Here is a 25142-nt window from a genome sequence, read left to right as displayed (position 1 = left end):
CCCGGTCGGCTTCACCCCCGCGCTCGCCGCGACCGGCAGACCCCCGGCCCCCGCCATCCCCGAACCCACCGCCGCCACCCGGCCGGACCCGGCCGGGGTCGCCGCCCGGCAGGCCCCAGCCGAGCGGGCCCGCCCCGCGGTGCCCCGGCGCCCGCGCGGGCGCCGGGCGGGCGACGAGGAGGAGTCGTTCGAACACCACACCTTCCGGCTGACCTGAGCCCGGGGGGCGATTTCGCTCACTCACCGCCGCCACCGCCCTCGATCGTCCGGCCTAGCTGAGCGAGGATGGACGGGTGTCCCACACTGACCCGCGCACGCTCCCCGGCCACCCGTTCCCCCTCGGCGCCCACCCGGAGGCCGGTGGTGTCCGGTTCGCGGTGGCTAGCTCGGTGGCCGAGTCGGTCGAGCTGTGCCTGGTCGGCGACGGGGACGATGCCCCGGTGGAGCAGCGGATCGAGCTGACCGAGCGCACCTTCGGCATCTGGCACGCCCTGGTCCCCGGCATCACCCCGGGCCAGCGCTACGGCTACCGGGTCCACGGCCCGTGGGAGCCGGGCCGGGGCATCCGGTGCAACCCGGCGAAGCTGCTGGTCGACCCGTACGCCCGGCGGATCACCGGCACCGTCGGCGACCTCGCCGCGGTCCGCGCCCACCGCGGCGACGCGCTGACCGGCGCCCCCTCCCGGCTCGACTCGCGGGGCTCGGTCCCGCTGTCGGTGGTGGCCGCCGCGGGCGGGTCGGCCACCGGCCCCCGCCCGGACGTGCCGTTCGAGGAGACGGTGGTCTACGAGCTGCACGTGCGCGGCTTCACCAAGCTGCACCCGGAGGTGCCCAAGCACCAGCGCGGCACCTACCTGGGCATGGCGCACCCGGCGGTCGTCGAGCACCTGGTGCGACTCGGGGTGACCGCGGTCGAGCTGCTGCCGGTGCACAGCCACGCCGACGAACCGATGCTGCTGCGCTCGGGCAGGCACAACTACTGGGGCTACTCGACGCTGGGCTTCCTGGCGCCGCACGAGGGCTACGCCTGCAGGCCGGGCCACGAGGTCGAGGAGTTCCGCACCATGGTCGCGGCGCTGCACGCCGCGGGCATCGAGGTGATCCTCGACGTCGTCTACAACCACACCTGCGAGGGCGGCATCGACGGCCCGACGCTGTCCATGCGCGGCCTGGACGCCCCGGCCTACTACCTGCTCGACGACGCGGGCCGCGACATCGACCTGACCGGCTGCGGCAACACCCTCGACCCCGGCTCGCCGACGGTGGTGCGGCTGGTGACCGACTCGATGCGCTACTTCGCCACCGAGCTGGGCGTCGACGGCTTCCGGCTCGACCTGGCCAGCGCGCTGGGCCGCCCCCGCGGCGGTGCCTTCGACCCGAACTCGACGCTGCTCACCGCCATCGCCACCGACCCGGTGCTGTCGAACCGCAAGCTGATCGCCGAACCGTGGGACGCCACCGGCGAGGGCTACCGGGTGGGCGGCTTCGGCGTGCAGTGGGCGGAGTGGAACGGCCGCTTCCGCGACGGCGCCCGCGACTTCTGGCGCGGCGCCACCGGCCCGCGCGACCTGGCCTACCGGCTGTCGGGGTCGTCGGACCTGTACGGCAACAGCGGCAGGCGCCCGTGGGCGTCGATCAACTTCATCACCGCCCACGACGGCTTCACCCTGCGCGACCTGGTGTCCTACGACCACAAGCACAACCAGGAGAACGGCGAGCACAACCGCGACGGCACCGACGACAACCGCTCGTGGAACTGCGGCGCGGAGGGCGAGACGGGCGACCCGACCGTACTGGCCCTGCGCGACCGGCAGGCCCGCAACCTGCTGGGCACCCTGCTGCTGTCCACCGGCACCCCGATGCTGTGCGCGGGCGACGAGCGCTGGCGCACCCAGCACGGCAACAACAACCCCTACTGCCTGGACAACCACACCTCCTGGGTCGACTGGGCGGCCGACGAGCGCGCCGAGGACCTGCTCGCCTTCACCCGGCGCCTCACCGCGCTGCGCGCGGAGTCCCCCGCCCTGCGCCAACCGCACTTCTTCGACGGCAGGCCCACCCGCTCCGGCGAACCGGACCTGGTGTGGTTCCGCGCCGACGGCGAGGTCATGACCGACGAGGACTGGTTCGACGAGGGCAACCGCACCATCGGCATGTGGATCGACGGCTCGGAGTGCCTGTCGCGCAACCGGGAGGGCGAACTGGTCGCCGACGACTCGTGGTTGCTGCTCCTGCACTCCGGTCCGGACGCCGCCGAGATCACCCTGCCGTCGGAGCGCTACGGCGAGTGCTTCGTCCCGGTGCTCGACAGCGGCACCCCGCGCGGGGTGCCCGCCGCCGTCGACCCGTTGTCGCCGGGCAAGGCCATGGTGCTCACCGGGCGCACATTGCTCCTGTTGCGAGCCCCGCGTACCAATCAGTGAGAAGCCTGGTGAATTGCTCCCGGCCCGTGCCAGCATCGCGTCGTGACCAGGTCCGCGACGTTGTTCACGTGGCGCGACCGCACGGTCGACCTCCTCTTGGTGGCGTCGTGCGGCTGTAGCGCCACGCGGTGCGCCCACCCGCCGGTCCCCCCGGCCTGAACCGGGCGCACCGCGTTCCGCCGTCGAAGCACGACACGACCCGGGAGCGCGCGCCATGACCACCTCCACCTCCGACCTGGACATCCACCCCCGCTTCGCCGTCCCGCGGCTGCGGGAACTGATCGCCCCCCGAAGTCCACTCTGGACCCCGACCGAACTCCGCGACCTCACCACCGCGGTCAGCACCGAACTGCAGCAGCAACTCCTCTCGACGGTCCGCTTCTCCAGCCCCCAGCGCTGGTGGGCCCGCCTCGCCGTCACCGACGAGGTCGAGCTGTGGTTGCTGTCCTGGCTCCCCGGCCAGGGCACCGCCCCGCACGACCACGGCGGCGCCTCCGGCTCGTTCACCGTGCTGCTCGGTGAACTGGCGGAGACCTACCGCTACCCGTCCGGCCCGATCCGCCACCGCCTGCACACCACCGGGGCGGCACTCGGCTTCGGCCAGGGCCGAGCCCACCGGGTGCAGAACCTGGGCACCACGATGGCCGCGAGCGTGCACGCCTACTCGCCACCGCTGGTCCCCACCCGCGAGTACGCCAGCCTGCGCGACGTCCCCGCCGAGATCCCACCCCTCCCCACCCAGCGCACCGCCCGATGACCACCCCGCCCCACCCCGGGAGCCCCAGATGAGCGGCGTCGACGACCAACTCGCCCAGGCCAGAGCCGAACTCGACCGGGTCGACCCCACCAGGGCCGACGAACTGCGCCGGGCGGGCGCGGTCTTCGTCGACATCCGCCCGCTGGCCAACCGGGCGACCGAGGGCGAAATCCCCGGCGCGGTTCCGGTGGAGCGCATCCACCTGGAGTGGCGCCTCGACCCGCACGGCGACCACCGCATCCCCGGCTTCACCGAGGACACCACGGTCGTGGTGCTCTGCAACGAGGGCTACGCCTCGAGCTTCGCCGCCCGCGACCTCAAGCGAGTGGGCCTCCCCCACGCCACCGACCTCATAGGCGGCTTCCGCGCCTGGCAGGCCGCAGGCCTACCGGTGCAGGAAGGCGGCACCCCCGCCATCCCCTGAACCCGGCACCACCGCACAAGCCCGCGGCGCGGCAGACCTGAGCAGCCACACGCGACACTTGCGCGACGAACTCGACTGTTGAGGTGCCTCGAGTTGGCAGGCCGCGCAAGCAAGCGGCAGCCCATCAGGCTGGTCAGGTGAACGGCCAAGCGCTCAGTCGGCTACCCGGGCGAGCAAGGGGCAGCCCGGCGGGCCGGGTGAGCGAGCGGTGGGCGGCCCGGTTGGCCGGTCAGGTGGGCGGTGGGTGCCCCGCCGACCGGTGGGGTGAGCAGCCTGGAGCGCAGTGGCCACGTGGCGTGGGTGGCCGGGAAACCGGGGGCGGGGAACCCCGGGCGGGCGTGGCGCGTCTGCGTCGTGTGCCGATCTCGCGTGTGTTGCGCCATCCTCTTCCGCTGCTGGTGATCGGTGCCGGTGTCCTGCTCTGGTTCGTCGACGGGACAGCGGGTGGGGTCGGGTGGGGGCTGCTCGGGCTGCTGTGCGGGTTGCTCGTCGGGTTGGCCGCCCTGCAGGTCGGGATGCTCGTGGGTGCGGTGGCGCTGGGCGTTCGGGTGCACAGGATCGTGATCGGGGTGGGCAGCAGGCTCGCCGACTGGACCACGCCCCGGCGGGTCGTGTCGGTGCGCGCGGTGCCGCTGCTGCTGTCGGTGGCGGTGGGGCCGGGGAAGGCGCCCGCGCGCAAGCGGATGTGGGGTGCGGCGCTGTGTTCCGCACTGGTCGGCCTGGCGGTCGTCGCGGTGGCCATCGTCTTCGCTTCCTCCTCTGGGAACGGGTTCTGGGTCGGGGCGGCGCTCGGCTGCGCCTACACCGTGGGAACGGGGTTGCTGCCGCGCAAGACGGCGGCTTCGACGTCGACGGGGTGGTACCTCCTGCGGCTGCCCAAGCTCACCGGGGTGCGCGCCCGGCAGCTCGACGCGGCCCTGCTGGTCGGCCGGGCGGTCGACGCGGCCCAGGAGGGGCACCTGGAGGTCGCCGCCGCGTTGGCCGCCGAACTGGCCGAGGCCCACCCGGACCTGCGGACGGCGACCGCGGCGCGGATCCTGGTGATGGAGGCCGAGGGCCGGTACGCCGAGGCGCTCATGCTGGCCATGACACTGGCCGGGGACGCCGAGCAGACCCCGCAGGAGGCCGCGGTGTCCTTCGCCGCCCTGGCCGGGCTGGCCTGTGCCACGGTCGAGGCGGGGCACCTCGACGCGGAACTCGGGTTGGGCACGGCGGTCCAGGCCTTCGAGAACGCCGAGACGCTGGGCTACCCGGCGCACAAGCTCAACGGCTCCCGCGCGCTGCACGAGCTGTTGCTCGGCAACACAGCCAAGGCCATCTCGCTGGCCCGCCTCGCCGCCGATTCCGGTGACGACCGGCTCGGCCGCGCCGACGACCTGGCCACGCTCGCCCGGGCGCACATGGCGGCGGGCGACAACCGGGCCGCCCGCGCGGCGCTGGACGAGGCCGAACGGCTGGTGCCGTGGTGGCCCAGGGTCGCCGCTACCCGCTCCCGGCTCGATCTCGCCTGACGGGTCTTTCCGGCCGCTCCGGGCGGCTCTCCGAACCACTCTTCGACCGGTGGCCCCGACCTGCCTGAACGCACTCTCCCATGAGGACTGTCCTTTCGCTTCCCGGCACCTCGGGCCTGACGCCCGAGGTGGACACGTGTTCGACTGTACCGATGGTCGAGGTGGTGTGAGGTGCAAAAACGAGTCTTCACTCGATGGTGGGACATCCCTCGCAAACGACCGGGAGGTCGGGCATTCTCGGATCAGGGGCAGCCACGGCGGCGGGTGGGAACGGCACGAGCGGCACCACACACGACACCACAGACGAGAGGCGACGGGATGGGCACTGACTGACGCGGTCCACTGCGGACGGACGCGGGGATTCGGCCTGATGACCGGTGAAAGCAGACCGGGTCGGTCCGAACGCGGAGGTTCGGACCGACCCGGTCTCTGGCGCTGACCCACCGGGTGCCGATCGGGCCCCGGTCTCGGGTCCGGCTCAGGCGAGGACCACCTTGCCCAGCTCCGCGGGCGTGGCGAGGAGGTTGTGCTTGGGCAGGACCCGGGCGGTCACACCGAGGGCTCCCGCATGGGGCAGCGGGAGTTCGACGGTGTACCGGCCCGCGGCGACGGGGTGCATGGTCGCGGTGACGACATCGGAGAGCTCGTCGGTGTCGCCGACCCGCCCGACCACGGCCTGCACCTCGACGTCGTCGGGGGTCAGGCCCGCGAGGTCGACGGTGGCGTGCACGTGGACGCGTTCGCCGATGACCGGGGTCTGCCCCTCGTCCAGGCTCAGCTCGCAGTCGACGACGCGGACCTGCTGCCACGCACCGGAGAGCCTGCGCCGGTACGCGGCGAGGTCGCGGGCGACGCGGAAGTCGTCGGACTGGGCCAGGGCGCCCGCGGTGGCGGCGGGGGCGTAGGCGGACTCGACGTACTCGCGCACCATCCGGGAGGCCTGCACCTGCGGGCCGAGCGAGGACAGGGTGTGCCGGACCATCGACATCCAGCGGGTGGGGACCCCGGCGGCGTCGCGGTCGTAGTACAGCGGGGCGACCTGGGAGCCGAGCAGCTCGTAGAGCGCGGCGGCCTCGAGGTCGTCGCGGCGGACGGGGTCGTTGACGCCGTCGGCGGTGGGGATGGCCCAGCCGTTGCTGCCGTCGTAGAACTCGTCCCACCAGCCGTCGCGGATGGAGAGGTTGAGACCGCCGTTGAGGGCGGCCTTCATGCCGGAGGTGCCGCAAGCCTCCAGCGGGCGCATGGGGTTGTTGAGCCAGACATCGCAACCCCAGTACAGGTAGCGGGCCATGGACATGTCGTAGTCGGGGAGGAACGCGATGCGGTGACGCATGCCGACGTCGTCGGCGAAGCGGACGATCTGCTGGATGAGGGCCTTGCCGCCGTCGTCGGCGGGGTGCGACTTGCCCGCCACGACGAGCTGCACCGGGCGGTCCGGGTGCAGCAGCAGGGCGCGCAGCCGGTCGGGGTCGCGCAGCATGAGGGTCAGGCGCTTGTAGGTGGGCACGCGGCGGGCGAAGCCGACGGTGAGCACGTCGGGGTCGAACACCGAGTCGGTCCAGCCCAGTTCCAGGGCGGAGGCGCCGCGCTGGAGCCAGGCGGCGCGGACCCGGCGGCGGACCTCGCCGACCAGGCGCTCGCGGAGGCCGCAGCGCAGGTCCCACAGCTGCGCGTCGGAAACCGAGGCGTCCGCGATGTCGGCGCCGGGGGTCTCCGGGTCGCCGATGAGGGTGGTCATCTCCTTGGCCGCCCAGGTCGGGCCGTGGACACCGTTGGTGACCGAGGTGATCGGCACCTCGTCGGTGTCGAAGCCGGGCCACAGGGCGCCGAACATGCTGCGGCTGACCGCGCCGTGCAACTGGGAGACGCCGTTGGCACGCTGGGCCAGGCGGAGTCCCATGTGCGCCATGTTGAACATGCCGGGGTTCTCCTCGGCACCGAGCGCCAGGACCCGGCGCAGATCGATCCCGGGGAGGAGGGATTCGTCGCCGAAGTAGTGCTGGACGAGGTCGACCGGGAAGCGGTCGATGCCCGCGGGGACCGGGGTGTGCGTGGTGAACACCGTGCCCGCCCGCACCGCCGACAGCGCCTGGTCGAAGTCGAGCCCCTGGCTGGAGACCAGTTCGCGGAGGCGTTCGAGGCCGAGGAAGCCCGCGTGGCCCTCGTTGGTGTGGAAGACCTCGGGTTGGGCGGCGCCGGTCAGCTCGCAGTAGGTGCGGACCGCCCGGACGCCGCCGACGCCCGCGAGGATCTCCTGGCGGATGCGGTGGTCCTGGTCGCCGCCGTAGAGGCGGTCGGTGACCCCGCGCAGGTCGTCGGAGTTCTCCTCGATGTCGGAGTCGAGCAGCAGCAGCGGCACCCGGCCGACGTTGGCCTTCCAGATCCGGGCGCGCAGCACCCGGCCGCCGGGCATCGCCACGTGCACCAGGATCGGGGTGCCGGAGGGCTCGGTGAGGGGTTCGAGCGGGAGGCCGCTCGGGTCGATCACCGGGTAGTGCTCGACCTGCCAGCCGTCCAGCGACAGCGACTGGCGGAAGTAGCCGGAGCGGTAGAGCAGTCCGACGCCGATCAGCGGGACGCCGAGGTCCGAGGCCGCCTTGAGGTGGTCGCCCGCGAGGACGCCGAGGCCGCCGGAGTAGTTGGGCAGCGCCTCGGTGACGCCGAACTCCATCGAGAAGTAGGCGATGGAGTCGGGCATTCGGGTGCCGTTCAGCTCGGCTGCCCGGTGCTGGTACCACCGGGGTTCGCGGAGGTAGCGGCGCAGGTCGTCGGCGACCTCGGCGACCCGGGCCAGGAACGAGTCGTCGGTGGCCAGCACCTCCAGCCGCTCGGCCGGGACCTGGGCGAGCAGGTGCAGTGGGTCGCCGCCGACCCGTTCCCAGATCGCCTGGTCGACCGCGGCGAACAGGTCCTGGGTCGGCGGGTGCCAGGTCCACCTCAGGTTCGTGGCGAGGGTGCCCAGGTCGGCGAGCGCCTCGGGCAGACCGGCGCGGACAGTGAATCGACGTACGGCTTTCACGCTGACCGACCCTAGCGGCGAACCTGGATCGAGCAAGCCACCCCGCCGGACCGCCCGCCCCGGGGAGCCGGGGCTACGCGCCAGTAACAAAAGAAGCGGGCAGGGGGCGCGCGTACGGCAGACAGGTTGCCGGGAGGTGGCCGTGGAGCGGTTGGGGTGACAGGGAGTCAGGAACCGGAGGAGTGCGGTGGTGCCTATGGGGGAAGCTCGGCTCGGGGTCGCGCCGGGGTGGTTGAGGGGCGGGCCGGGCGGGGTACGTCTTCGAGCAATGCCTGCGTTTTCGGATGGGGAGGTCGGTGTGTGCGACTGGATCGAGCAAGGCAGACTGGGGGCAAGCACCCGCGACCGAGAGGAGCCTGACCGGTGAGCGGTCGCCTGGGCATCGATGACGTCTCCCCGATCGTGTCGAACGGTCGTTACCCCTCCAAAGCCGTTGTGGGGGAACACATCCCGATCGAGGCGACCGTCTGGCGCGAGGGCCACGACGCGGTCGCCGCAACGGTCACCTGGCGCGGGCCGGGTGACGCCCGGGCCCGCCGGACGCGGATGCGCTCGCTCGGCAAGGACACCGACCGGTTCGCCGCCGACGTGGTGCCCGACGCCGAGGGGCTGTGGACGTTCCGGGTCGACGCCTGGTCCGACCCGTGGAGCACGTGGCGGCACGCCGTCGAGGTGAAGGTGGCGGCCGGGCAGGACGCCGACGAGCTGGCCAACGACCTGGAGATCGGGGCGCGGCTGGTCGAGCGGGTGGGCAGGCGGCCCGACCGCAGCGTCGAGCGCAAGCTGCTGATCTCCGCCGCGCGGGCGCTGCGCGACACCACCGTGCCCCTCCCGGCGCGGATAGCCGAGGCGCTCTCGGAGTCGGTGCAGCGGGTGATGACCGAGCACCCGGTGCGCGAGCTGGTGACCAAGGGCAAGGCGTACCAGATCCTGGTCGACCGCAAGGCCGCCCTCTACGGCTCCTGGTACGAGTTCTTCCCCCGCTCCACCGGCGGGGTGGACGCGGCGGGCAACCCCGTGCACGGCACGTTCCGCACCGCGACCAAGGAGCTGGACCGGATCGCGGCCATGGGCTTCGACGTGGTCTACCTGCCGCCGATCCACCCGATCGGCGAGGTCAACCGCAAGGGGCCGAACAACAGCGTCGTGTCCCAGCCCGGCGACGTCGGCTCCACCTGGGCGATCGGGTCCTCCGACGGCGGGCACGACGCCATCCACCCGCAGCTTGGCGACTTCGACGACTTCGACGCGTTCGTGGCCAGGGCCAGGGAGCTGGACCTGGAGGTCGCGCTGGACTTCGCGCTCCAGTGCGCGCCGGACCACCCGTGGGTGAGCAAGGCGCCGGAGTGGTTCACCACCCGCCCCGACGGCACCATCGCCTACGCGGAGAACCCGCCGAAGAAGTACCAGGACATCTACCCGGTCAACTTCGACAACGACCCCGAGGGCATCTACGCCGAGGCGCTGCGGGTCGTGCTGCTGTGGGTGAGCCACGGCGTCAAGGTGTTCCGGGTGGACAACCCGCACACCAAGCCGCCGGACTTCTGGGAGTGGCTGATCCGGCAGGTGAAGGCGCAGCACCCGGACGTGCTGTTCCTGGCCGAGGCGTTCACCCGCCCGGCGCGGCTCTACGGGTTGGCGAAGCTGGGCTACACCCAGTCCTACACCTACTTCACCTGGCGGACGGCGAAGTGGGAGCTGACCGAGTTCGGCCGGGAGATCGTCGAGCACGCCGACGAGTCGCGGCCGAACCTGTTCGTCAACACCCCCGACATCCTGCACGAGTCGTTGCAGCACGGCGGGCGGGCGATGTTCGCCATCCGGGCGGCGCTGGCGGCGACGATGTCTCCCACCTGGGGGGTGTACTCCGGGTACGAGCTGTTCGAGAACGAGGCCGTGAAGCCGGGCAGCGAGGAGTACCTCGACTCGGAGAAGTACCAGCTCCGGCCGCGCGACTACGCGACGGCGCTGGCCGAGGGGCGGTCGCTGCAACCGTGGCTGACCCGGCTCAACGCGATCCGCCGGGCGCACCCGGCGTTGCAGCAGCTACGGACGCTGACCTTCCACACAGTGGAGAACGAGGGCCTGATCGCCTACTCCAAGGTCGACCCGGGTACCGGGGACACCGTGGTGGTCGTGGTGACGCTCGACCCGAACACCACCCAGGACGGCTGGCTGTGGCTGGACTGGAAGGCGCTCGGCCTGGAGCCGAACCGCACCTACCAGGTCCACGACGAGGTGTCGGGGCAGACCTGGGAGTGGGGCTCGTCGATCGGCAACTACGTCCGGCTCGACCCGTGGCAGGCCGTGGCGCACATCGTGCACATCCGCCGGTAGCGGGGCGGCGGGACGGGGATCGCCGGGTGCCGGGAGGCGCTCGGCGGTTCCGCGCTGTCCTGCCGCGGCAGGGTTCGGCTGTGCGTCTGTCCGGGTGGATCGCGTCCACGACGCTTGAACCGGCCGTCTCCGTGGTAGCTCATCGGGGGACGCGCCCGGAACACCGTCGAGACCCCCGGGTGCGGGACGAAGCCGGAGCGCGAGGTCAGGGCAGGGTCGGGAGTGCGTGCCGAGTGGACGTGGTGTACGCATTGCCAACCGACAACGACGACGGTGACAGGGCGACTTAGCATGACGGTTGACAACGACGCCGCGCCGGACGCGGCACTGGGGCTCGAGGGCGTTCCGCACACGGGTGAATCGGTGACCGCCGACGGCCACCTGGTGGAGCCGCAGGCCGAGGACTTCACCTCCGCCCGCCAAGCGCCCCCTGACTTCGAGTGGTACAAGAGCGCGGTCTTCTACGAGGTGCTCGTCCGCGCGTTCAACGACTCCGACGGCAACGGCACCGGCGACCTGCGCGGGCTGGCCGACAAGCTGGACTACCTGCAGTGGCTCGGGGTGGACTGCCTCTGGCTGCCCCCGTTCTACGCGTCGCCGCTGCGCGACGGCGGGTACGACATCTCCGACTTCCGGGCGGTCCTGCCGGAGTTCGGGACGGTCGAGGACTTCAGCTACCTGCTCGACCAAGCCCACCGGCGGGGCATCCGGGTGATCACCGACCTGGTGCTCAACCACACCTCGGACGCGCACCCGTGGTTCCAGGAGGGGCGCAACCACCCGGACGGCCCCTACGGCGACTACTACGTCTGGTCCGACACCGATGAGCGCTACTCCGACGCGCGGATCATCTTCGTCGACACCGAGACCTCGAACTGGACCTACGACCCGGTGCGCGGGCAGTTCTACTGGCACCGGTTCTTCTCCCACCAGCCGGACCTCAACTACGAGAACCCCGAGGTCCAGGAGGCGATGCTGGACGTCCTGCGGTTCTGGCTGGACATCGGCATCGACGGGTTCCGCCTGGACGCGGTGCCGTACCTGTTCGAGGAGGAGGGCACCAACTGCGAGAACCTCCCCCGGACGCACGAGTTCCTGAAGAAGTGCCGCAAGGTCGTCGACGACGAATACCCCGGCCGGGTGCTGCTGGCGGAGGCGAACCAGTGGCCCGCGGACGTGGTGGAGTACTTCGGCGACCCGGAGGTGGGTGGCGACGAGTGCCACATGGCGTTCCACTTCCCGCTGATGCCGCGGATCTTCATGGCGGTGCGCCGGGAGTCGCGGTTCCCGATCTCGGAGATCCTGGCGCAGACCCCGGCGATCCCCGGTGGCGCGCAGTGGGGCATCTTCCTGCGCAACCACGACGAGCTGACCCTCGAGATGGTCACCGACGACGAGCGCGACTACATGTACGCGGAGTACGCCAAGGACCCGCGGATGAAGGCCAACATCGGCATCCGCCGCAGGCTGGCGCCGCTGCTGGACAACGACCGCAACCAGCAGGAGCTGTTCACCGCGCTGCTGCTGTCGCTGCCGGGTTCGCCGGTGCTGTACTACGGCGACGAGATCGGCATGGGCGACAACATCTGGCTGGGTGACCGCGACGCGGTGCGCACCCCCATGCAGTGGTCGCCGGACCGCAACGCCGGGTTCTCCCGGTGCGACCCGGGGCGGCTGTACCTGCCCGCGATCGCCGACCCGGTGTACGGGTTCCAGGCGGTCAACGTCGAGTCGCAGATGAACAACACGTCGTCGCTGCTGCACTGGACGCGGCGGATGCTGCAGGTGCGCACCGAGCACACCGCGTTCGGCAAGGGCGACTTCACCGAGCTGGGCTCCTCGAACCCGAGCGTGCTGGCGTACCTGCGCAGGCACACCCGCCCGGACGGCACCGAGGACATGGTCATCTGCGTCAACAACCTCTCCCGGTTCCCGCAGCCGGTGGAGCTGCACCTGTCCGAACTGGAGGGGCGCGTCCCGGTCGAGCTGACCGGCGGCGTCCGCTTCCCGGCGATCGGTGAGCTGCCGTACCTGCTCACCCTCCCCGGCCACGGTTTCTACTGGTTCCAGATCACCGATCCCCAGGAGGAGGGCGAACCGCAGTGAGCACCCGACCCCTGCACGCCGTGGCGTCACTGACGGACGACCTGCGCACGTGGCTGCCCGCGCAGCGCTGGTTCGCGGCGAAGGGGCGGGACCTCACCGACGTCCGGGTCGAGCGCGCCGTCGGCCTGGCCGATGGCGACCCCGCGCTCGTGCACGCCCTGGTCGAGGCCAATGGTGAGCTGTACCAGGTGCTGATCGGTGTGCGCGCCGAGCTGCCCGACCACCTGGCGCCGTTCGCGATCGGGCAGTTGGGCGAGTCGCACGCCTACGACGCCACGCACGACCCGGAGCTGATGTCCGGGCTCATCGACCTGATGGCCAAGGGCGCGGACCTCGGCGGGCTGAGCTGGCGCGCCGAGCCCGGGGTGGAGCTGGTGACGGGTCTGCGGGCGCGGCCGATCGGGGTGGAGCAGAGCAACACCTCGCTGGTGTTCGGCTACCACTACATCCTCAAGCTGTTCCGCAGGCCGGTGCTCGGCGCCAACCGCGATGTCGACCTGCACCGGGCGCTGTGGGCGGCGGGCAGCAAGCAGATCGCGCAGCCGGTGGGGATCGTCGAGGGCGCGGGGGCGGTGCTCGGCTTCGCCCAGCGCTTCCTCGGCGACTCCGCCGAGGGCTGGGCGACGGCCACCGCCAGCGTGCGCGACCTGCTGGCCGAGGGCGACCTGCACGCGGGCGAGGTCGGCGGCGACTTCGCGGGCGAGGCGTCGCGGCTGGGGGCGGCGGTGGCCCAGGTGCACGCCGACCTGGCCACCACCCTGGGCAGCGACGTGGTCGACGCGGCCGGGATGGAGTCGTCGCTGGCGCGGATGCACCGGCGGCTCGACGAGGTGCTGCTGGAGGTGCCCGAGCTGGCCGAGCACGAGTCGGCGGTGCGGGCGGCCTTCGACGCGGTGCGCGGGGTGTCCGGGGGCATCCCGGTGCAGCACGTGCACGGTGACCTGCACCTGGGCCAGGTGCTGCGCACCACGGCGGGCTGGGTGCTGATCGACTTCGAGGGCGAGCCCGCGGCGGCGCCGGAGGAGCGGGTGCTGACCCGTTCACCGCTGCGCGACGTGGCCGGGATGCTGCGTTCGTTCGACTACGCGGCCCTGCACCTGGTGGCCGGGGGCGAGCCGGACCACCAGCAGGAGGTCCGGGCGGCGGAGTGGGCCGACCGCAACCGGGCGGCGTTCTGCGAGGGTTACGCCACCGTCGGCGGCGACCCGCGCGAGCACGCCGTGCTGCTGCGCGCGTTCGAGCTGGACAAGGCCGTCTACGAGGTGCGCTACGAGCACCGCAACCGCCCGGACTGGGTGGCGATCCCGCTGGCGGCGATCAAGCGCGCGGCGTGACCGCGCGGGCACGAGACCTTTCAGGCTGACCGATTCGGGTACCACTGGACCGCGACAGGGCCCGACGCACAGGATCGAGGTTGACTCTCTTGACGACGGACCAGATCGAGCGCCTGCTCGCCGGTACCCACCACGATCCGCACTCGGTGCTGGGTGCGCACGCCGACCCGGCGAAGCCCGGCACGGCGGTGGTCCGCGCGCTGCGGCCGAACGCCAAGTCGGTGGCGGTGCTCATCGGCCGCGACCGCCACGAACTGGCCGAGGGCCTCTCCGGCTTCTTCGAGGCCGCGGTGCCCGTGGTGCCGAACGAGTACCTGCTGGAAGTGGACTACGGCACCGGCCCGGAGCTGGTGGAGGACCCGTACCGCTGGCTGCCGACGCTGGGTGAGCTGGACCTGCACCTGTTCGGCGAGGGCAGGCACGAGCGCCTGTGGGAGATCCTCGGCGCCCACCCCCGCGCCTACGACACCCCCAACGGCACGGTCACCGGCACCTCCTTCGCGGTGTGGGCGCCGACCGCGCGCGGGGTGCGGGTATGCGGCGACTTCGACGGCTGGGACGGCCGGGCGAACCCGATGCGCTCGCTGGGCTCGTCGGGTGTGTGGGAGCTGTTCATCCCGGGCGTGCCGGTGGGCAGCCGGTACAAGTTCCGCATCCACGGCGCCGACGGGCACTGGCACGAGAAGGCCGACCCGATGGCCTTCGCCACCGAGGTCCCGCCGCAGACCGCGTCCGTGGTGACCACCTCGGCGCACACCTGGACCGACGACGAGTGGATCGCCCGGCGCGACGCCACCGACTGGTCGGCCGCGCCGATGAGCGCCTACGAGGTGCACCTCGGTTCCTGGCGCCAGGGCCTGGGCTACCGCGAGCTGGCCCAGGAGCTGGGCGACTACCTGGTCGAGCACAACTTCACCCACGTGGAGCTGCTACCCGTCGCCGAGCACCCGTTCGGCGGCTCGTGGGGTTACCAGGTCACCTCCTACTACGCGCCGACCTCGCGGTTCGGCACCCCGGACGAGTTCCGGGAGTTCGTCGATGCCCTGCACAACCGCGGCATCGGCGTGATCATGGACTGGGTACCCGCGCACTTCCCGCGCGACGCCTGGGCGCTGGCCCGGTTCGACGGCAGCCCGCTCTACGAGCACGCCGACCCGCGCCGCGGCGAGCAGCCCGACTGGGGCACCCTGGTGTTCGACTTCGGCCGCTCCGAGGTGCGCAACTTCCTGGTGGCCAACGCCCTGTACTGGATGGAGGAGTTCCACATCGACGGCCTGCGGGTCGACGCGGTGGCCTCGATGCTGTACCTGGACTACTCGCGCAAGGACGGCGAGTGGCTGCCCAACATCCACGGCGGCCGGGAGAACCTGGACGCGGTCAAGTTCCTCCAGGAACTCAACGCCACCGTCTACAAGCACCACCCCGGTTCGGTGATGATCGCCGAGGAGTCCACCGCGTGGCCCGGCGTCACCCGGCCGACGCACCTGGGCGGTCTGGGCTTCGGCTTCAAGTGGAACATGGGCTGGATGCACGACACGCTCAACTACATCGGGCACAACCCGGTGCACCGGGCGTTCCACCACAACGAGGTCACGTTCTCCCTGGTCTACGCCTGGAGCGAGAACTTCGTCCTGCCGCTGTCGCACGACGAGGTCGTGCACGGCAAGGGCTCGCTGTGGACGCGGATGCCCGGCGACGACTGGAACAAGGCGGCGGGGCTGCGCGCCCTGCTGGCCTTCATGTGGGCGCACCCCGGCAAGCAGTTGTTGTTCATGGGCCAGGAGTTCGGCCAGGTCCGCGAGTGGTCGGAGTCGCGCTCGCTGGACTGGGAGCTGACCGAGCAGCACTTCCACGGTGGTGTCCGCAGGCTGGTGGGCGACCTCAACGCCGTCTACCGCGACCGGCCCGCGCTCTACGCCGACGACGTCCGCCCCGAGGGCTTCTCCTGGATCGACGCCAACGACTCGGCCAACAACGTGCTCAGCTTCGCCCGGCACGGCGGTGGCGGCGACCTGGTCTGCGTGGCCAACTTCGCGGGCGCCCCGCACCTGGACTACCGGGTGGGGCTGCCCCACGGCGGGCGCTGGCGCGAGGTCCTCAACACCGACGCGGAGGTCTACGGCGGGTCCGGGGTGGGCAACTACGGCGTGGTCACCGCCGAGGGCACCCCGTGGCACGGCCGGTCGTCGTCGGTGGTGCTGAACCTGCCCCCGCAGGGCGTGGTCTGGCTGGTCCCGGAGGACTGAGCGCCGGATCGGCCCCATCGCGCACCCGTCCTGCGGCACACTGGACGGGTGCGCACCCGTCTGCCCCGCCTCCTCACGGCGCTGTCGCTCGCCGTGGCGCTGGTGGCCTGCACGACCACCGTGTCCGGCACGCCGGTCGGCCAGGGCTCGGTGGTGGCCCCGGACAGGGGCGGGGCGGCGGACACGTCGTTCGTGCAGAACACCGACGACGGCGAGATCGACCGGCTGGCCGCCACCGTCGTCGACGACGTGCGGGCGTACTGGACCGACGCCTTCCCCGCCACCTTCGACACCCAGTTCAACGACCTGACCGGCGGCTACTACTCGGTCGACACCTCCGACGCGGACAGCCCCAAACCGCCGTGCGCGGACAGCCCGGTCGAGGTGGAGGGCAACGCATTCTACTGCCCGACCTCCGACGCCATCGCCTGGGACCGGGCGGCGCTGCTGCCGGTGCTGCGCGAGCGGTTCGGCGAGGCCGCGGTCGTGCTGGTGCTCGCGCACGAGATCGGGCACGCGGTGCAGGCGCGGACCGGGGCGGGCATGGAGCAGCGGCGGGCCACGCCGCAGGCGTTCCCGACGATCCTGATCGAGGCGATGGCGGACTGCTACGCGGGCTCGTTCGTGCGCTGGGTCGCCGACGGCAAGGCGCCGCACCTGACCATCGAGAAGGAGCGGCTGGACTCGGCGCTGGAGTCGCTGATCAGCTTCCGCGACCCGATCGGCACCGACCAGACCGACGGCGGCGCGCACGGCGACGCCTTCGACCGGGTCTCGGCGTTCCAGGACGGCTACGACCAGGGCGCCAAGCTGTGCGCGGGGATGACGGTGGGCAACCGGGAGTTCACCCTCACCGGGTTCACCAACGCCGACGACGCCGCCCGCGGCGGCAACATCGAGTTCGACCAGATCGTCGATTCGATCACCCCCGGGCTGGAGACCTACTTCGGCGGGCTGGTCACCAAGGCGGGCAAGCAGTGGGCCAAGCCGCAGGTGAAGGCGGTGGCGGGCGACCCCACCTGCGACGGGGGCAAGCAGGGGCCGGTGGCCTACTGCGCCACCGCCAAGACCGTGGAGCTCGACGACCGCGACGACCTGCCCGGCATCCACGGCGACATCGGCGACTACGCCACCGGCACGCTGCTGGCGGGCCGCTACGCGCTGGCCGCCAGGGCCGCGGTGGGCAAGCCGCTGGACGGGGCGGACGCGCAGCGCTCGGTCGTCTGCCTGACCGGCTCGTTCACCGGGTCGCTGTTCGACTCCGCCGGGCAGTACCTGTCCCCCGGCGACCTCGACGAGGCCGTGCAGGTGCTGCTCGACTACGACTACGTCGCCCGCGACGCCCAGGGCGCGGCGATCCCCGCCGGGTTCGACCGGGTGGCCGCCTTCCGCGCGGGCTTCACCGGCGGTGACGGCAAGTGCGGGCTGACCTGACGCCCACTGTCACGAAAGTTGCTCACTTCCGTGCCGCTGCGAGCTGATCGGGGTCCACTCCCGCCCACTGCCCAGTAGGGTGCAGCCATCCGGCGGCGGGCCCCTGGCCTGCGCAGAGCGAAGTGTGGGGATGACGTGCGGGCAAGGAACACCAGGACCAGGGTGGCGGTGGTGCTCACCGCCGCGGTCGCCGTCGTGGCCCAGTTGGGCGGCTGCGCGGGCAAGCCGATCGAGGGCAGGGCGCGCGGCGTCGGCGACATCGACGCGGGCACCGCGGCGGGCATCCCGGTGGACAACAACCAGCCCAGCGGCCCGAAGCAGGGTGTGCCGGACGCCGAGCTGGCCGTGGAGAACGCCGACGGCGGCGAGATGGACCGGTTGGCGACCAACGCGCTGGCCGACATCTACCGGTACTGGGGCGAGCGGATGCCCGCCGACTTCGATGGCCAGGAGTTCAAGCCGGTCAAGCGGCTGGCGTCCTACGACTCCGAGGGCAAGTCGATCACCCTCTGCGGGCAGAGCACCAAGCAGTTGGTCAACGCGTTCTACTGCGGCCAGGACGACAGCGTCGCCTGGGACCGGGGGGTGCTGCTGCCGATGCTGGACAAGCAGTTCGGCCCGATGTCGGTGGTGGCGGTGCTCGCGCACGAGATGGGCCACGCGGTGCAGTTCCGCCTCGGCGCCAAGAGCAACATCAGCCAGGCCACGCCGACGATCGTCAAGGAGCAGCAGGCCGACTGCTACGCGGGCGGCTTCTTCCGCTGGGTGGCCGACAAGAAGTCCGAGCACTTCGACATCAACGCGGGCACCGGCCTCAACCACGTGCTGGCCACCATGTTCTTCATCCGCGACCCGGCGGGCCTGTCGGCGTCGAAGCAGGGCGCGCACGGCCTGGCGTTCGACCGGGTGTTCGCGTTCCAGGCGGGCTTCGCCGAGGGCCCGACCCGCTGCGCCAGGATGGACACCGACGAGATCGACGGCCGGATCGTGGAGAAGGAGCGCAAGGACTCCGAGATCGAGAACTCCAAGGACGGCAACGTCGACCTCAGCAAGGACGAGGTCCGCACGCTGCTCAAGGCGAGCCTGTCGGACGCCTTCAGCGGCACCGACAGCCACCCGGAGATCACCTACGACGGCGCCGACTGCGACTCCGGCACCTCCACCCCACCGGTCTCCTTCTGCCCCGACTCCAACACCATCGCCGTCGACGCCGAGGAGGTCCAGAAGATCGCCACCGCACCCAAGCGCGGCCAGGAACCGGGCGTCGACGGCGCGGGCATCGGCGACTTCGCCGCCTTCGCCGAAATCGCCTCCCGCTACTCCCTGTCGGTCCAGAAAACCGAAGGCGCCCCCCTCGACGGCGACAAGGCGGGCCTGCGCACGGCCTGCCTGACCGGCGCCTGGGCCCGCTACACCGACACCGCCACCGACAACACCGGCCGCAGACTCCGCCTCGCCGTCGGCGACCTCGACGAAGCGGTCGCGGAACTGCTGCAGGACAACAGCCTCATCGCCGCCGACGCCAAGGGCAAGCAGATCCCCTCCGGCTTCGCCCGGGTGGAAGCCTTCCGGGTCGGCTTCTTCGAGGGCAGCAAGGGCTGCGCGAGCCGCTTCAGCTAGGCCACCCCCACCAGCAGGCCCGAGGCACACCGGCTGGCAGTCACCCGAACCCCCGAGGCGCAGCGAAAACCAGCCACCCCCGCAACCGCAGGCCCGGCTACGCAAAGGCCCAAGCGGATCCACCCACCCGGGCACCACCGACAAACGATCGGGTTTTGACGACCCCAAGACACAGCGAAGGGGCCCACCCAGCGGATGGGCCCCTCCACCTCAAAGACTCAGTACAGAGCGGAAGCCAGATCCCGCCGAGCCTTGATCACCCGCGGGTCATCCGAGGCGAACAGCTCGAACAACGACACCAGGTGCGTCCGCGCCCGGTCCCGGTCATCCCCGGACGACCGCGCCACCACGGCCACCAACCGGTCGAAAGCCTGCTCAGCGGCCTGCCCCGCCAGTTCGAGGTCGGCGGCGGCCAACTGCGCGTCGATGTCGTCCGGCGACATGTCGGCGCGCACGATCACCGACGGGTCGGTCACCTCGGCCCTGGCCAGGAACCGCACCTGGGCGAGCGCGGCCTTCGCCTCGGCGTTGGCAGGCTCGGCGGCGAGGATCGCCTCGTAGGCGGCCTCGGCGGCGGCGTAGTCGCCCTGCTCGAACGCGGCCTCGGCGGCGGCGAACCGCTCGTCCTCCGGTTCCTCCACCTCGGCGGCGGGCGCGGGCACCGCCGACTCGGCCGCGGCGATCCCCGGCAACCGGTCCCGCAGCGCGTCGAGCAACCCGCTCAACCACTGCCGCACCTGCGCCTCCGGCGGCACGTCCCCGAACGCCTCCACGGGCTGCCCACCGGCGATCGCCACCACCATGGGCACCGACTGCACGCCGAAGAGCTGCGCGATGCGCGGGTTGGCGTCGATGTCGGTCCGGGCCAGGATCCACGCCCCGTTGAACTCCGCGACCAGCTTCTCCAGCATCGCGGTCAACTGCTGGGCCTGCCCCGACCACCCCGCGGTCAGCGCCACGATCACCGGCACCTGCAAGGACCGCTCGACGACGTCGGCCTGGAAACTGGCCTCGGACACGTCGACGGTGAACGCCCCCGCGTCAGCGGCGGGGGCCTTGGCGGCGCCGGCCGCGGCGGCGGGCGGGGCGGTCTTGGTGGCATCCGCCCGGGCTTTGAGAGCGGACAGGTCTACGGCCCGGGAAAGGGCGGCCGACAGTGCGGCGGTCTGGCGTGGGTCTGGCCTGGTCACCCCCACATCCTGGCACGCCCCCGCCGCCACCGTTCGGGCCACTGCCCCACAAGGTGGCCGCGTTCACCATCCGGACACCCGCCCCGAACGTGTGCAGCGGGCGAACGCCGCCCCACCACCAGCGCGAACACCCGCCGAGGCCCACCCCACCAGCGCGAACCCGATGCCCCGGTCACCCTCAACCCGAACTGGGCAGCCCCCGAATCGAGTCAACCGGTGCGGGCGGGGACGCGCAAACGGTTGTCCACAGGGCTCAGTCGACCAGGGCGGCCAGTACGCCTTCCGGGGCCAGGCCCATCGGGTTGACCCGCATGCGGTCGTTGAGGCGCGTGATGGTCAGGGAGAGCGGGGCCATCAGCTCGACGAAGCGGGCGCAGCCCTGCTCGCCCAGTTCCGCCCAGGGGGCCGCCGCCGCCTCGTCGGTGAGGGCTTCCACCGAGTCCCGGAGTTCGCGGCCCTCGTCGGACAGGGTGCCGGGGGCGGAGAGGACGTCTCGTTCCAGCATCCGCTGTTCGGCTGCCGCCCACTCCTCGTCCGGGACCTGGCGGGCCGTTCGCATGTAGTCGGGTTGCAGGCCGGTGTCGGCGGCGAAGACGACCAGGGTTTCCACCGGGTCCAGGCCCGCGGTGACCAGGGCGGCCACGTGGCCGTCGCCCCGGGATTCGCGGAGGGTGGTGGCCGACTGCCACAGGGACAGGTGGGGTTCCGGGGGCAGGGGCAGGGCGGCGTTGGCCGCGCCGAGGGGGCGCCCGGCGGTGGGTGCCCAGGAGGCGGCGGTGCGGGCCAGGTCCGCTGCCTCGGCCACCTCGGGGGACGACACCGCGTCGCCGAGCATCCGGCGGAGGGCGCCGTCCACGCCGCGCAGGCGGGCGGCCAGGAAGTCCTCCGGGGAGGCGACGGTCCAGGCCTCCGGCAGGGCGCGGCGGACGCGGGACGGGTGGAAGTTGTAGAACAGGCTGGTGACCAGCCACTCTGGGGCGGCGCCCAGGGGTGCGGCGCGCATGCCGAAGTAGCCCATCCAGCGGCCCCGGCAGCCCAGGGCGTCGGTCTCGGCGATCGACTCCGGGGTGAAGTAGGTGACGGTGTGGTACGGCTCGAAGCACTGCCACAGCAGGCGGGGGTCCACGGGGGTCTCCTTCACTGGGCCAGGTGGCGTTCGACGCGGTCGACCTTGGCGGTGAGCTGGCCGGTGTGGCCGGGGCGGATGTCGGCCTTGAGGACCAGGCTGACCCTCGGGTACTTGGCCAGCAGCACGTCGGTGGCGCGCTTGACCACGGCCATGACCTCGTCCCACTCGCCCTCGACCAGGGTGTGCATCGCGTTGGTCTCGTTGGGCAGGCCCGACTCCCGGACGACGCGGACGGCCTCGGCGACGGCGGCGCCGACCGCCTCGGACTCGCCGCCGAGCGGGCTGACGCTGAACGCGATGAGCACGGTGGTCTCCTCACCGGGAGCGGGTGGGCGGTCCCGGTCGCACACTATCGGGCGGCAGGCGCCCCCGAGCGCCGGGCAGGCGCCGGGCCGGGCGGCGGGCCGAGCCAGGCCCTGGGCCAAGCCAGACGGCGGGCCGGGGTGAGCGGCGGACCGGGGTGGGTGGCAGGCCCGAGGTGGGGGTGGGTGTGGGGTTCCCGCCTGCCGAACCGGGGGTCGGAACAGGGCGGGGTTCGCGGGCCCGGGAGGCGGCCACTGATCGGTCCGGTCGGGGCAACCCACTGGTAGCTTCAACGCCCATGAGGCCGCGCACGTTGCCGTTCGACCCGATCGCCCGCGCCGCGGAGCTGTGGGAGGAGCGGATCGGCGACTCCTCGACGATGGCCGCCGTGACGAGCGTGATGCGCGTCCAGCAGATCCTCCAGTCCGCTGTGGACACCGCGTTGAAGCCGCACGGGCTGACCTTCGCCCGGTACGAGGCGCTGGTGCTGCTGACCTTCGCCAAGCGCGGCAGCCTGCCGATGCGGGTGATGGGCGAGCGGCTGCAACTGCACCCGACCAGCGTCACCAACATCGTCGACCGGTTGGAGGCCGACGGGCTGGTGCGCCGGACCCCGCACGCCACGGACCGGCGCACGACGCTGGCCGAGATCACCGAGGCGGGCCGCGAGCGCCGGGCCGAGGCGACGGCGGCGGTGACCTCCGTCGACTTCGGGTTGCGGGGGCTGACCGAGCGGCAGACCGCGCAGCTCACCGACCTGCTGTCGAAGGTCCGCAAGGCCGCGGGCGACTACCAGGACTGATCCCGCGGGGTCTCCACGCACAAGAACAGGGACGGCCCGGGTGGGCCGTCCCTGTTCGCGTGGGTGTGGGTCAGACGGGTTCGGGGACGCCGATCTGCGGGGTGCGGGAGCGGTGCGTCCCGCCGATGGGGTCGAGCTTGCCGGTGCGCAGGGCCCAGCGCTCGTAGACCAGGGTGGCCAGCGGCGGCACGCTGCAGACCACCGCCCAGACGGTGGTCCAGCGGTTCCACCGGTACTCGCGCGCGGCGAGGGCGGTCACCAGCAGGTACGCCACGAAGACGAAGCCGTGGACCGGGCCGAAGATCTTGACCCCCAGCTCCCCGGACTCGGTGACGTACTTGAAGAACATCCCGACGAGCAGGCCGACCCAGGAAACGGCCTCGGCGAAGGCGACGGCACGGAAGCGACCGGCTGCGGTATCGAACATGGCTCCAGTGTGGAGTGTGAACGGGCTCACCGACAGCGCACCCCACAGATCCCTGACCTGCGCGAACAGCTCAAAAGACCTAGTTGTCCTCCCAGCTGAAGACCTTCGATGCGACGAAGCTCACCACCAGGGTGAAGCCCAGCAGGACCGCGCAGGGCACCAGCAGGGCCTCGAAACCCTTGCCGCGCACCAGGAAGTCGGTCATGCCGTCGTTCATGTGGCGCAGCGGTAGGACGTTGGACACAGCCTGCAACCACCCCGGGGCGTTCTCGATCGGGAAGAACGAGCCGGACAGGAACGACATCGGCAGCACCAGGATGTTCGCCGCCCCGGAGGCCGCCTCCTCGGTCTTGCAGAACGCCCCCACCAGCATCCCGATGGAGAAGAACGCCAGGATGCCGAGCAGGAACACCGGGATCGACAGCCACCAGGTGCCCGACAGCGCCAGCCCGAACACCGGCAGTGACGCCACGGCGACGAACAGCACCGCCTGGATGACGGCCACGGTGATGGTGACCAGCAGCCGGGAGCCGAGCACCGTGGTGGTGCTGACCGGGGCCAGCCGCAGCTTGCGCAGCACCTGCTTGCGCCGCCAGCTCACCAGCGGCAACGCCGCCCCGAACACCGCGGAGATGGCGATCCCCCAGCTCAGGATGCCCGGCGTCAGGTACTGGATGGCCTTCAGCGACGAGTCCTCGACCTGGGTGGCGGCGAAGGCGAACTTCGGCGGCTGCCCGCTCGCGGCGACGTTCAGCTCCTGGGTGGTGCCCTGCACCAGCCCGCGCACCGTGCCCGCCTGGGCCTGGTCGCCGGCGGCGAAGTGCAGCACCACCCGGTCGCCGGTCACCTCCACCAGCCCGGGCAGGTTCCCGTCGCGCACCTCGGCCAGCCCGGCGTCGAGGGTGTCGTAGCGCTCGACCTCCACGGCTCCGGTCTCCCGGAGCGCGGCCACCACCGGCCCGCCGTCGCCGACCGACCCCAGTTTGATCTTGTCGGTGCCGGGGTCGCTGAACAGCAGCCCGAACACCACCAGGAACATCAGCGGGAAGACGAAGGTGAAGAAGAGGGTCGTCTTCTCGCGGAAGAAGCCCTTCGCCATCGCCAGCGACAGGCTCGTGAAGGGGCTGTTCACGCCCGGTACTCCCGTCCGGTCTGGTGCAGGAAGACGTCTTCGAGGGTCGCTGTCCGAACCTGCAACCCGTCCAGGGTCCCCCGCTCGGCCAACGCCGAGAGCAGCGGCGCGGGGGTCCGCGTGCTGATCGTGAGCGACTGGTCGTCCTCGGTCACCTCGTCGGCGCCGGGCAACCCGGCCGCGGTGTCCGCGGCGAGCGCGCCCCGCTCCACGATCACCCGCACCGGCGCGTCGAGCCCGCGCACCAGGGCGGCGGGGGTGTCGAGGGCCAGCACCCGCCCCGAGTCCATGATCGCCACCCGGTCGCAGAGGATCTCCGCCTCGTCGAGGTAGTGGGTGGTGTAGACGATGGTCTTGCCCCGGGCCTGGATGGCGCGCAGCACGTCCCACAGGTTCCGCCGCGCCTGTGGGTCCAGCGCCGCGGTCGGCTCGTCGAGGAAGACCACGTCGGGGTCGTGCACCAGGGCGCAGGCGATGGACAACCGCTGGCGCTGCCCGCCGGAGAGCCTATCCTCCCGGGTTTCCGCCTTGTCGGCGAGGCCGACGAGGTCGAGCACCTCCCCCGCCCGCGCCGGGCCGACGCCGTAGAGGGCGGCGAAGGTCTCCAACTGTTCGCGGGCGGAGAGCTTCTCGAAGAAGGCGGACGCCTGGAGCTGCACGCCGACCCTGGGGAGGAGCTTGACGTTGCGCGGGAAGGGGTTCTCGCCCAGGAGGCGGACCGAGCCGCCGTCGGGTCGGCGCAGGCCCTCGACGATTTCCAGGGTGGTGGTCTTCCCCGCGCCGTTGGGGCCGAGGATGCCGAAGAACTCACCCTCCGCGACGGTGAACGACACGCCGTCGACCGCCCTGAGGTCCCCATAGGACTTGCGGATGTCCTCGACGACGATCGCTGCCATGCGGGGAAGGTAACCGGTCCGGGTGATGCGGGGAGAGGGGAAACGCGCGGGT

At 71.9% G+C, this 25142-nt stretch carries 19 protein-coding genes; 12 read left to right on the top strand and 7 right to left on the bottom strand.

Annotated features, from left to right (window positions below; translation table 11 throughout):
* The 5 genes from L6E12_RS28090 to L6E12_RS28070 form a co-directional block, all read left to right on the top strand.
* Positions 1 to 217: hypothetical protein (locus tag L6E12_RS28090; RefSeq protein WP_236230936.1), on the top strand; the 217-nt coding region annotated here is incomplete at its 5' end.
* Positions 218 to 293: 76 nt separating this feature from the next.
* Positions 294 to 2423 (top strand): glycogen debranching protein GlgX, encoded by a 2130-nt coding sequence (gene glgX / locus L6E12_RS28085; protein WP_236230935.1) that lies wholly within the window; start codon positions 294 to 296, stop codon positions 2421 to 2423.
* Between the two features lie 214 nt (positions 2424 to 2637).
* Complete coding sequence (locus L6E12_RS28080; protein ID WP_236230934.1) at positions 2638 to 3180, top strand: cysteine dioxygenase family protein; 543 nt, start codon at positions 2638 to 2640, stop codon at positions 3178 to 3180.
* Between the two features lie 28 nt (positions 3181 to 3208).
* Positions 3209 to 3604: a rhodanese-like domain-containing protein gene (locus L6E12_RS28075; RefSeq protein WP_236230933.1), complete on the top strand. Its 396-nt coding sequence runs from the start codon at positions 3209 to 3211 to the stop codon at positions 3602 to 3604.
* A 398-nt stretch (positions 3605 to 4002) separates the two neighbouring features.
* Positions 4003 to 5115: a hypothetical protein gene (locus L6E12_RS28070; RefSeq protein ID WP_236230932.1), complete on the top strand. Its 1113-nt coding sequence runs from the start codon at positions 4003 to 4005 to the stop codon at positions 5113 to 5115.
* Between the two features lie 478 nt (positions 5116 to 5593).
* Here the strand turns inward: L6E12_RS28070 and glgP are convergent, their stop codons facing one another.
* Positions 5594 to 8134 (bottom strand): alpha-glucan family phosphorylase, encoded by a 2541-nt coding sequence (gene glgP / locus L6E12_RS28065; protein WP_236230931.1) that lies wholly within the window; start codon positions 8132 to 8134, stop codon positions 5594 to 5596.
* Between the two features lie 363 nt (positions 8135 to 8497).
* Between glgP and L6E12_RS28060 the strand changes: the two genes are divergently transcribed.
* The 6 genes from L6E12_RS28060 (at position 8498) to L6E12_RS28035 (ending at position 19211) form a co-directional block, all read left to right on the top strand.
* Positions 8498 to 10471, top strand: coding sequence for an alpha-1,4-glucan--maltose-1-phosphate maltosyltransferase (locus L6E12_RS28060; protein WP_236230930.1), 1974 nt, complete (start codon positions 8498 to 8500; stop codon positions 10469 to 10471).
* A 291-nt stretch (positions 10472 to 10762) separates the two neighbouring features.
* Positions 10763 to 12577, top strand: a complete 1815-nt coding sequence (treS, locus tag L6E12_RS28055) for a maltose alpha-D-glucosyltransferase (protein ID WP_236230929.1) — start codon at positions 10763 to 10765, stop codon at positions 12575 to 12577.
* Complete coding sequence (locus L6E12_RS28050; protein ID WP_236230928.1) at positions 12574 to 13911, top strand: aminoglycoside phosphotransferase; 1338 nt, start codon at positions 12574 to 12576, stop codon at positions 13909 to 13911. Before treS ends, L6E12_RS28050 begins: the two co-directional genes overlap by 4 nt.
* An 89-nt stretch (positions 13912 to 14000) precedes the next feature.
* Positions 14001 to 16157: a 1,4-alpha-glucan branching protein GlgB gene (gene glgB / locus L6E12_RS28045; RefSeq protein WP_374201958.1), complete on the top strand. Its 2157-nt coding sequence runs from the start codon at positions 14001 to 14003 to the stop codon at positions 16155 to 16157.
* A gap of 48 nt (positions 16158 to 16205) precedes the next feature.
* A complete protein-coding gene (locus L6E12_RS28040; protein ID WP_236230926.1) occupies positions 16206 to 17591 on the top strand; it encodes a neutral zinc metallopeptidase in 1386 nt (461 codons plus the stop codon).
* Positions 17592 to 17726: 135 nt separating this feature from the next.
* On the top strand, positions 17727 to 19211 hold the full coding sequence (locus tag L6E12_RS28035) for a neutral zinc metallopeptidase (protein WP_236230925.1): 1485 nt from the start codon (positions 17727 to 17729) through the stop codon (positions 19209 to 19211).
* A gap of 218 nt (positions 19212 to 19429) precedes the next feature.
* On the opposite strand, the gene L6E12_RS28030 is transcribed toward L6E12_RS28035, so the two are convergent.
* The 3 genes from L6E12_RS28030 to L6E12_RS28020 all read right to left on the bottom strand — a co-directional run bounded on the left by L6E12_RS28030 (position 19430) and on the right by L6E12_RS28020 (position 21835).
* The gene (locus tag L6E12_RS28030; RefSeq protein ID WP_236230924.1) at positions 19430 to 20401 is read right to left on the bottom strand and encodes a tetratricopeptide repeat protein; all 972 of its coding nucleotides are present in this window, start codon (positions 20399 to 20401) and stop codon (positions 19430 to 19432) included.
* Between the two features lie 253 nt (positions 20402 to 20654).
* On the bottom strand, positions 20655 to 21527 hold the full coding sequence (locus L6E12_RS28025; protein WP_236230923.1) for a hypothetical protein: 873 nt from the start codon (positions 21525 to 21527) through the stop codon (positions 20655 to 20657).
* Between the two features lie 11 nt (positions 21528 to 21538).
* Positions 21539 to 21835 (bottom strand): MTH1187 family thiamine-binding protein, encoded by a 297-nt coding sequence (locus tag L6E12_RS28020; protein WP_236230922.1) that lies wholly within the window; start codon positions 21833 to 21835, stop codon positions 21539 to 21541.
* Between the two features lie 296 nt (positions 21836 to 22131).
* Here L6E12_RS28020 and L6E12_RS28015 point away from each other — a divergent pair, with 296 nt between their 5' ends.
* The gene (locus L6E12_RS28015) at positions 22132 to 22635 is read left to right on the top strand and encodes a MarR family winged helix-turn-helix transcriptional regulator (RefSeq protein WP_035285477.1); all 504 of its coding nucleotides are present in this window, start codon (positions 22132 to 22134) and stop codon (positions 22633 to 22635) included.
* A gap of 70 nt (positions 22636 to 22705) precedes the next feature.
* Here L6E12_RS28015 and L6E12_RS28010 read toward each other — a convergent pair whose 3' ends face one another.
* From L6E12_RS28010 to L6E12_RS28000, 3 genes are all read right to left on the bottom strand, one after another.
* Positions 22706 to 23062 (bottom strand): DUF3817 domain-containing protein, encoded by a 357-nt coding sequence (locus L6E12_RS28010; protein ID WP_236230921.1) that lies wholly within the window; start codon positions 23060 to 23062, stop codon positions 22706 to 22708.
* A 79-nt stretch (positions 23063 to 23141) separates the two neighbouring features.
* Complete coding sequence (locus L6E12_RS28005; RefSeq protein WP_308075334.1) at positions 23142 to 24194, bottom strand: ABC transporter permease; 1053 nt, start codon at positions 24192 to 24194, stop codon at positions 23142 to 23144.
* Positions 24191 to 25090, bottom strand: coding sequence for an ABC transporter ATP-binding protein (locus L6E12_RS28000; protein WP_236230920.1), 900 nt, complete (start codon positions 25088 to 25090; stop codon positions 24191 to 24193). Before L6E12_RS28000 ends, L6E12_RS28005 begins: the two co-directional genes overlap by 4 nt.
* Between the last annotated feature and the right edge of the window lie 52 nt (positions 25091 to 25142).

This window comes from Actinokineospora sp. PR83 (assembly GCF_021056305.1).
GTDB lineage: Bacteria > Actinomycetota > Actinomycetes > Mycobacteriales > Pseudonocardiaceae > Actinokineospora > Actinokineospora spheciospongiae.
Note: the sequence above shows the minus strand (reverse complement) of the source record. Positions and strands in the feature narration are given on the sequence as shown.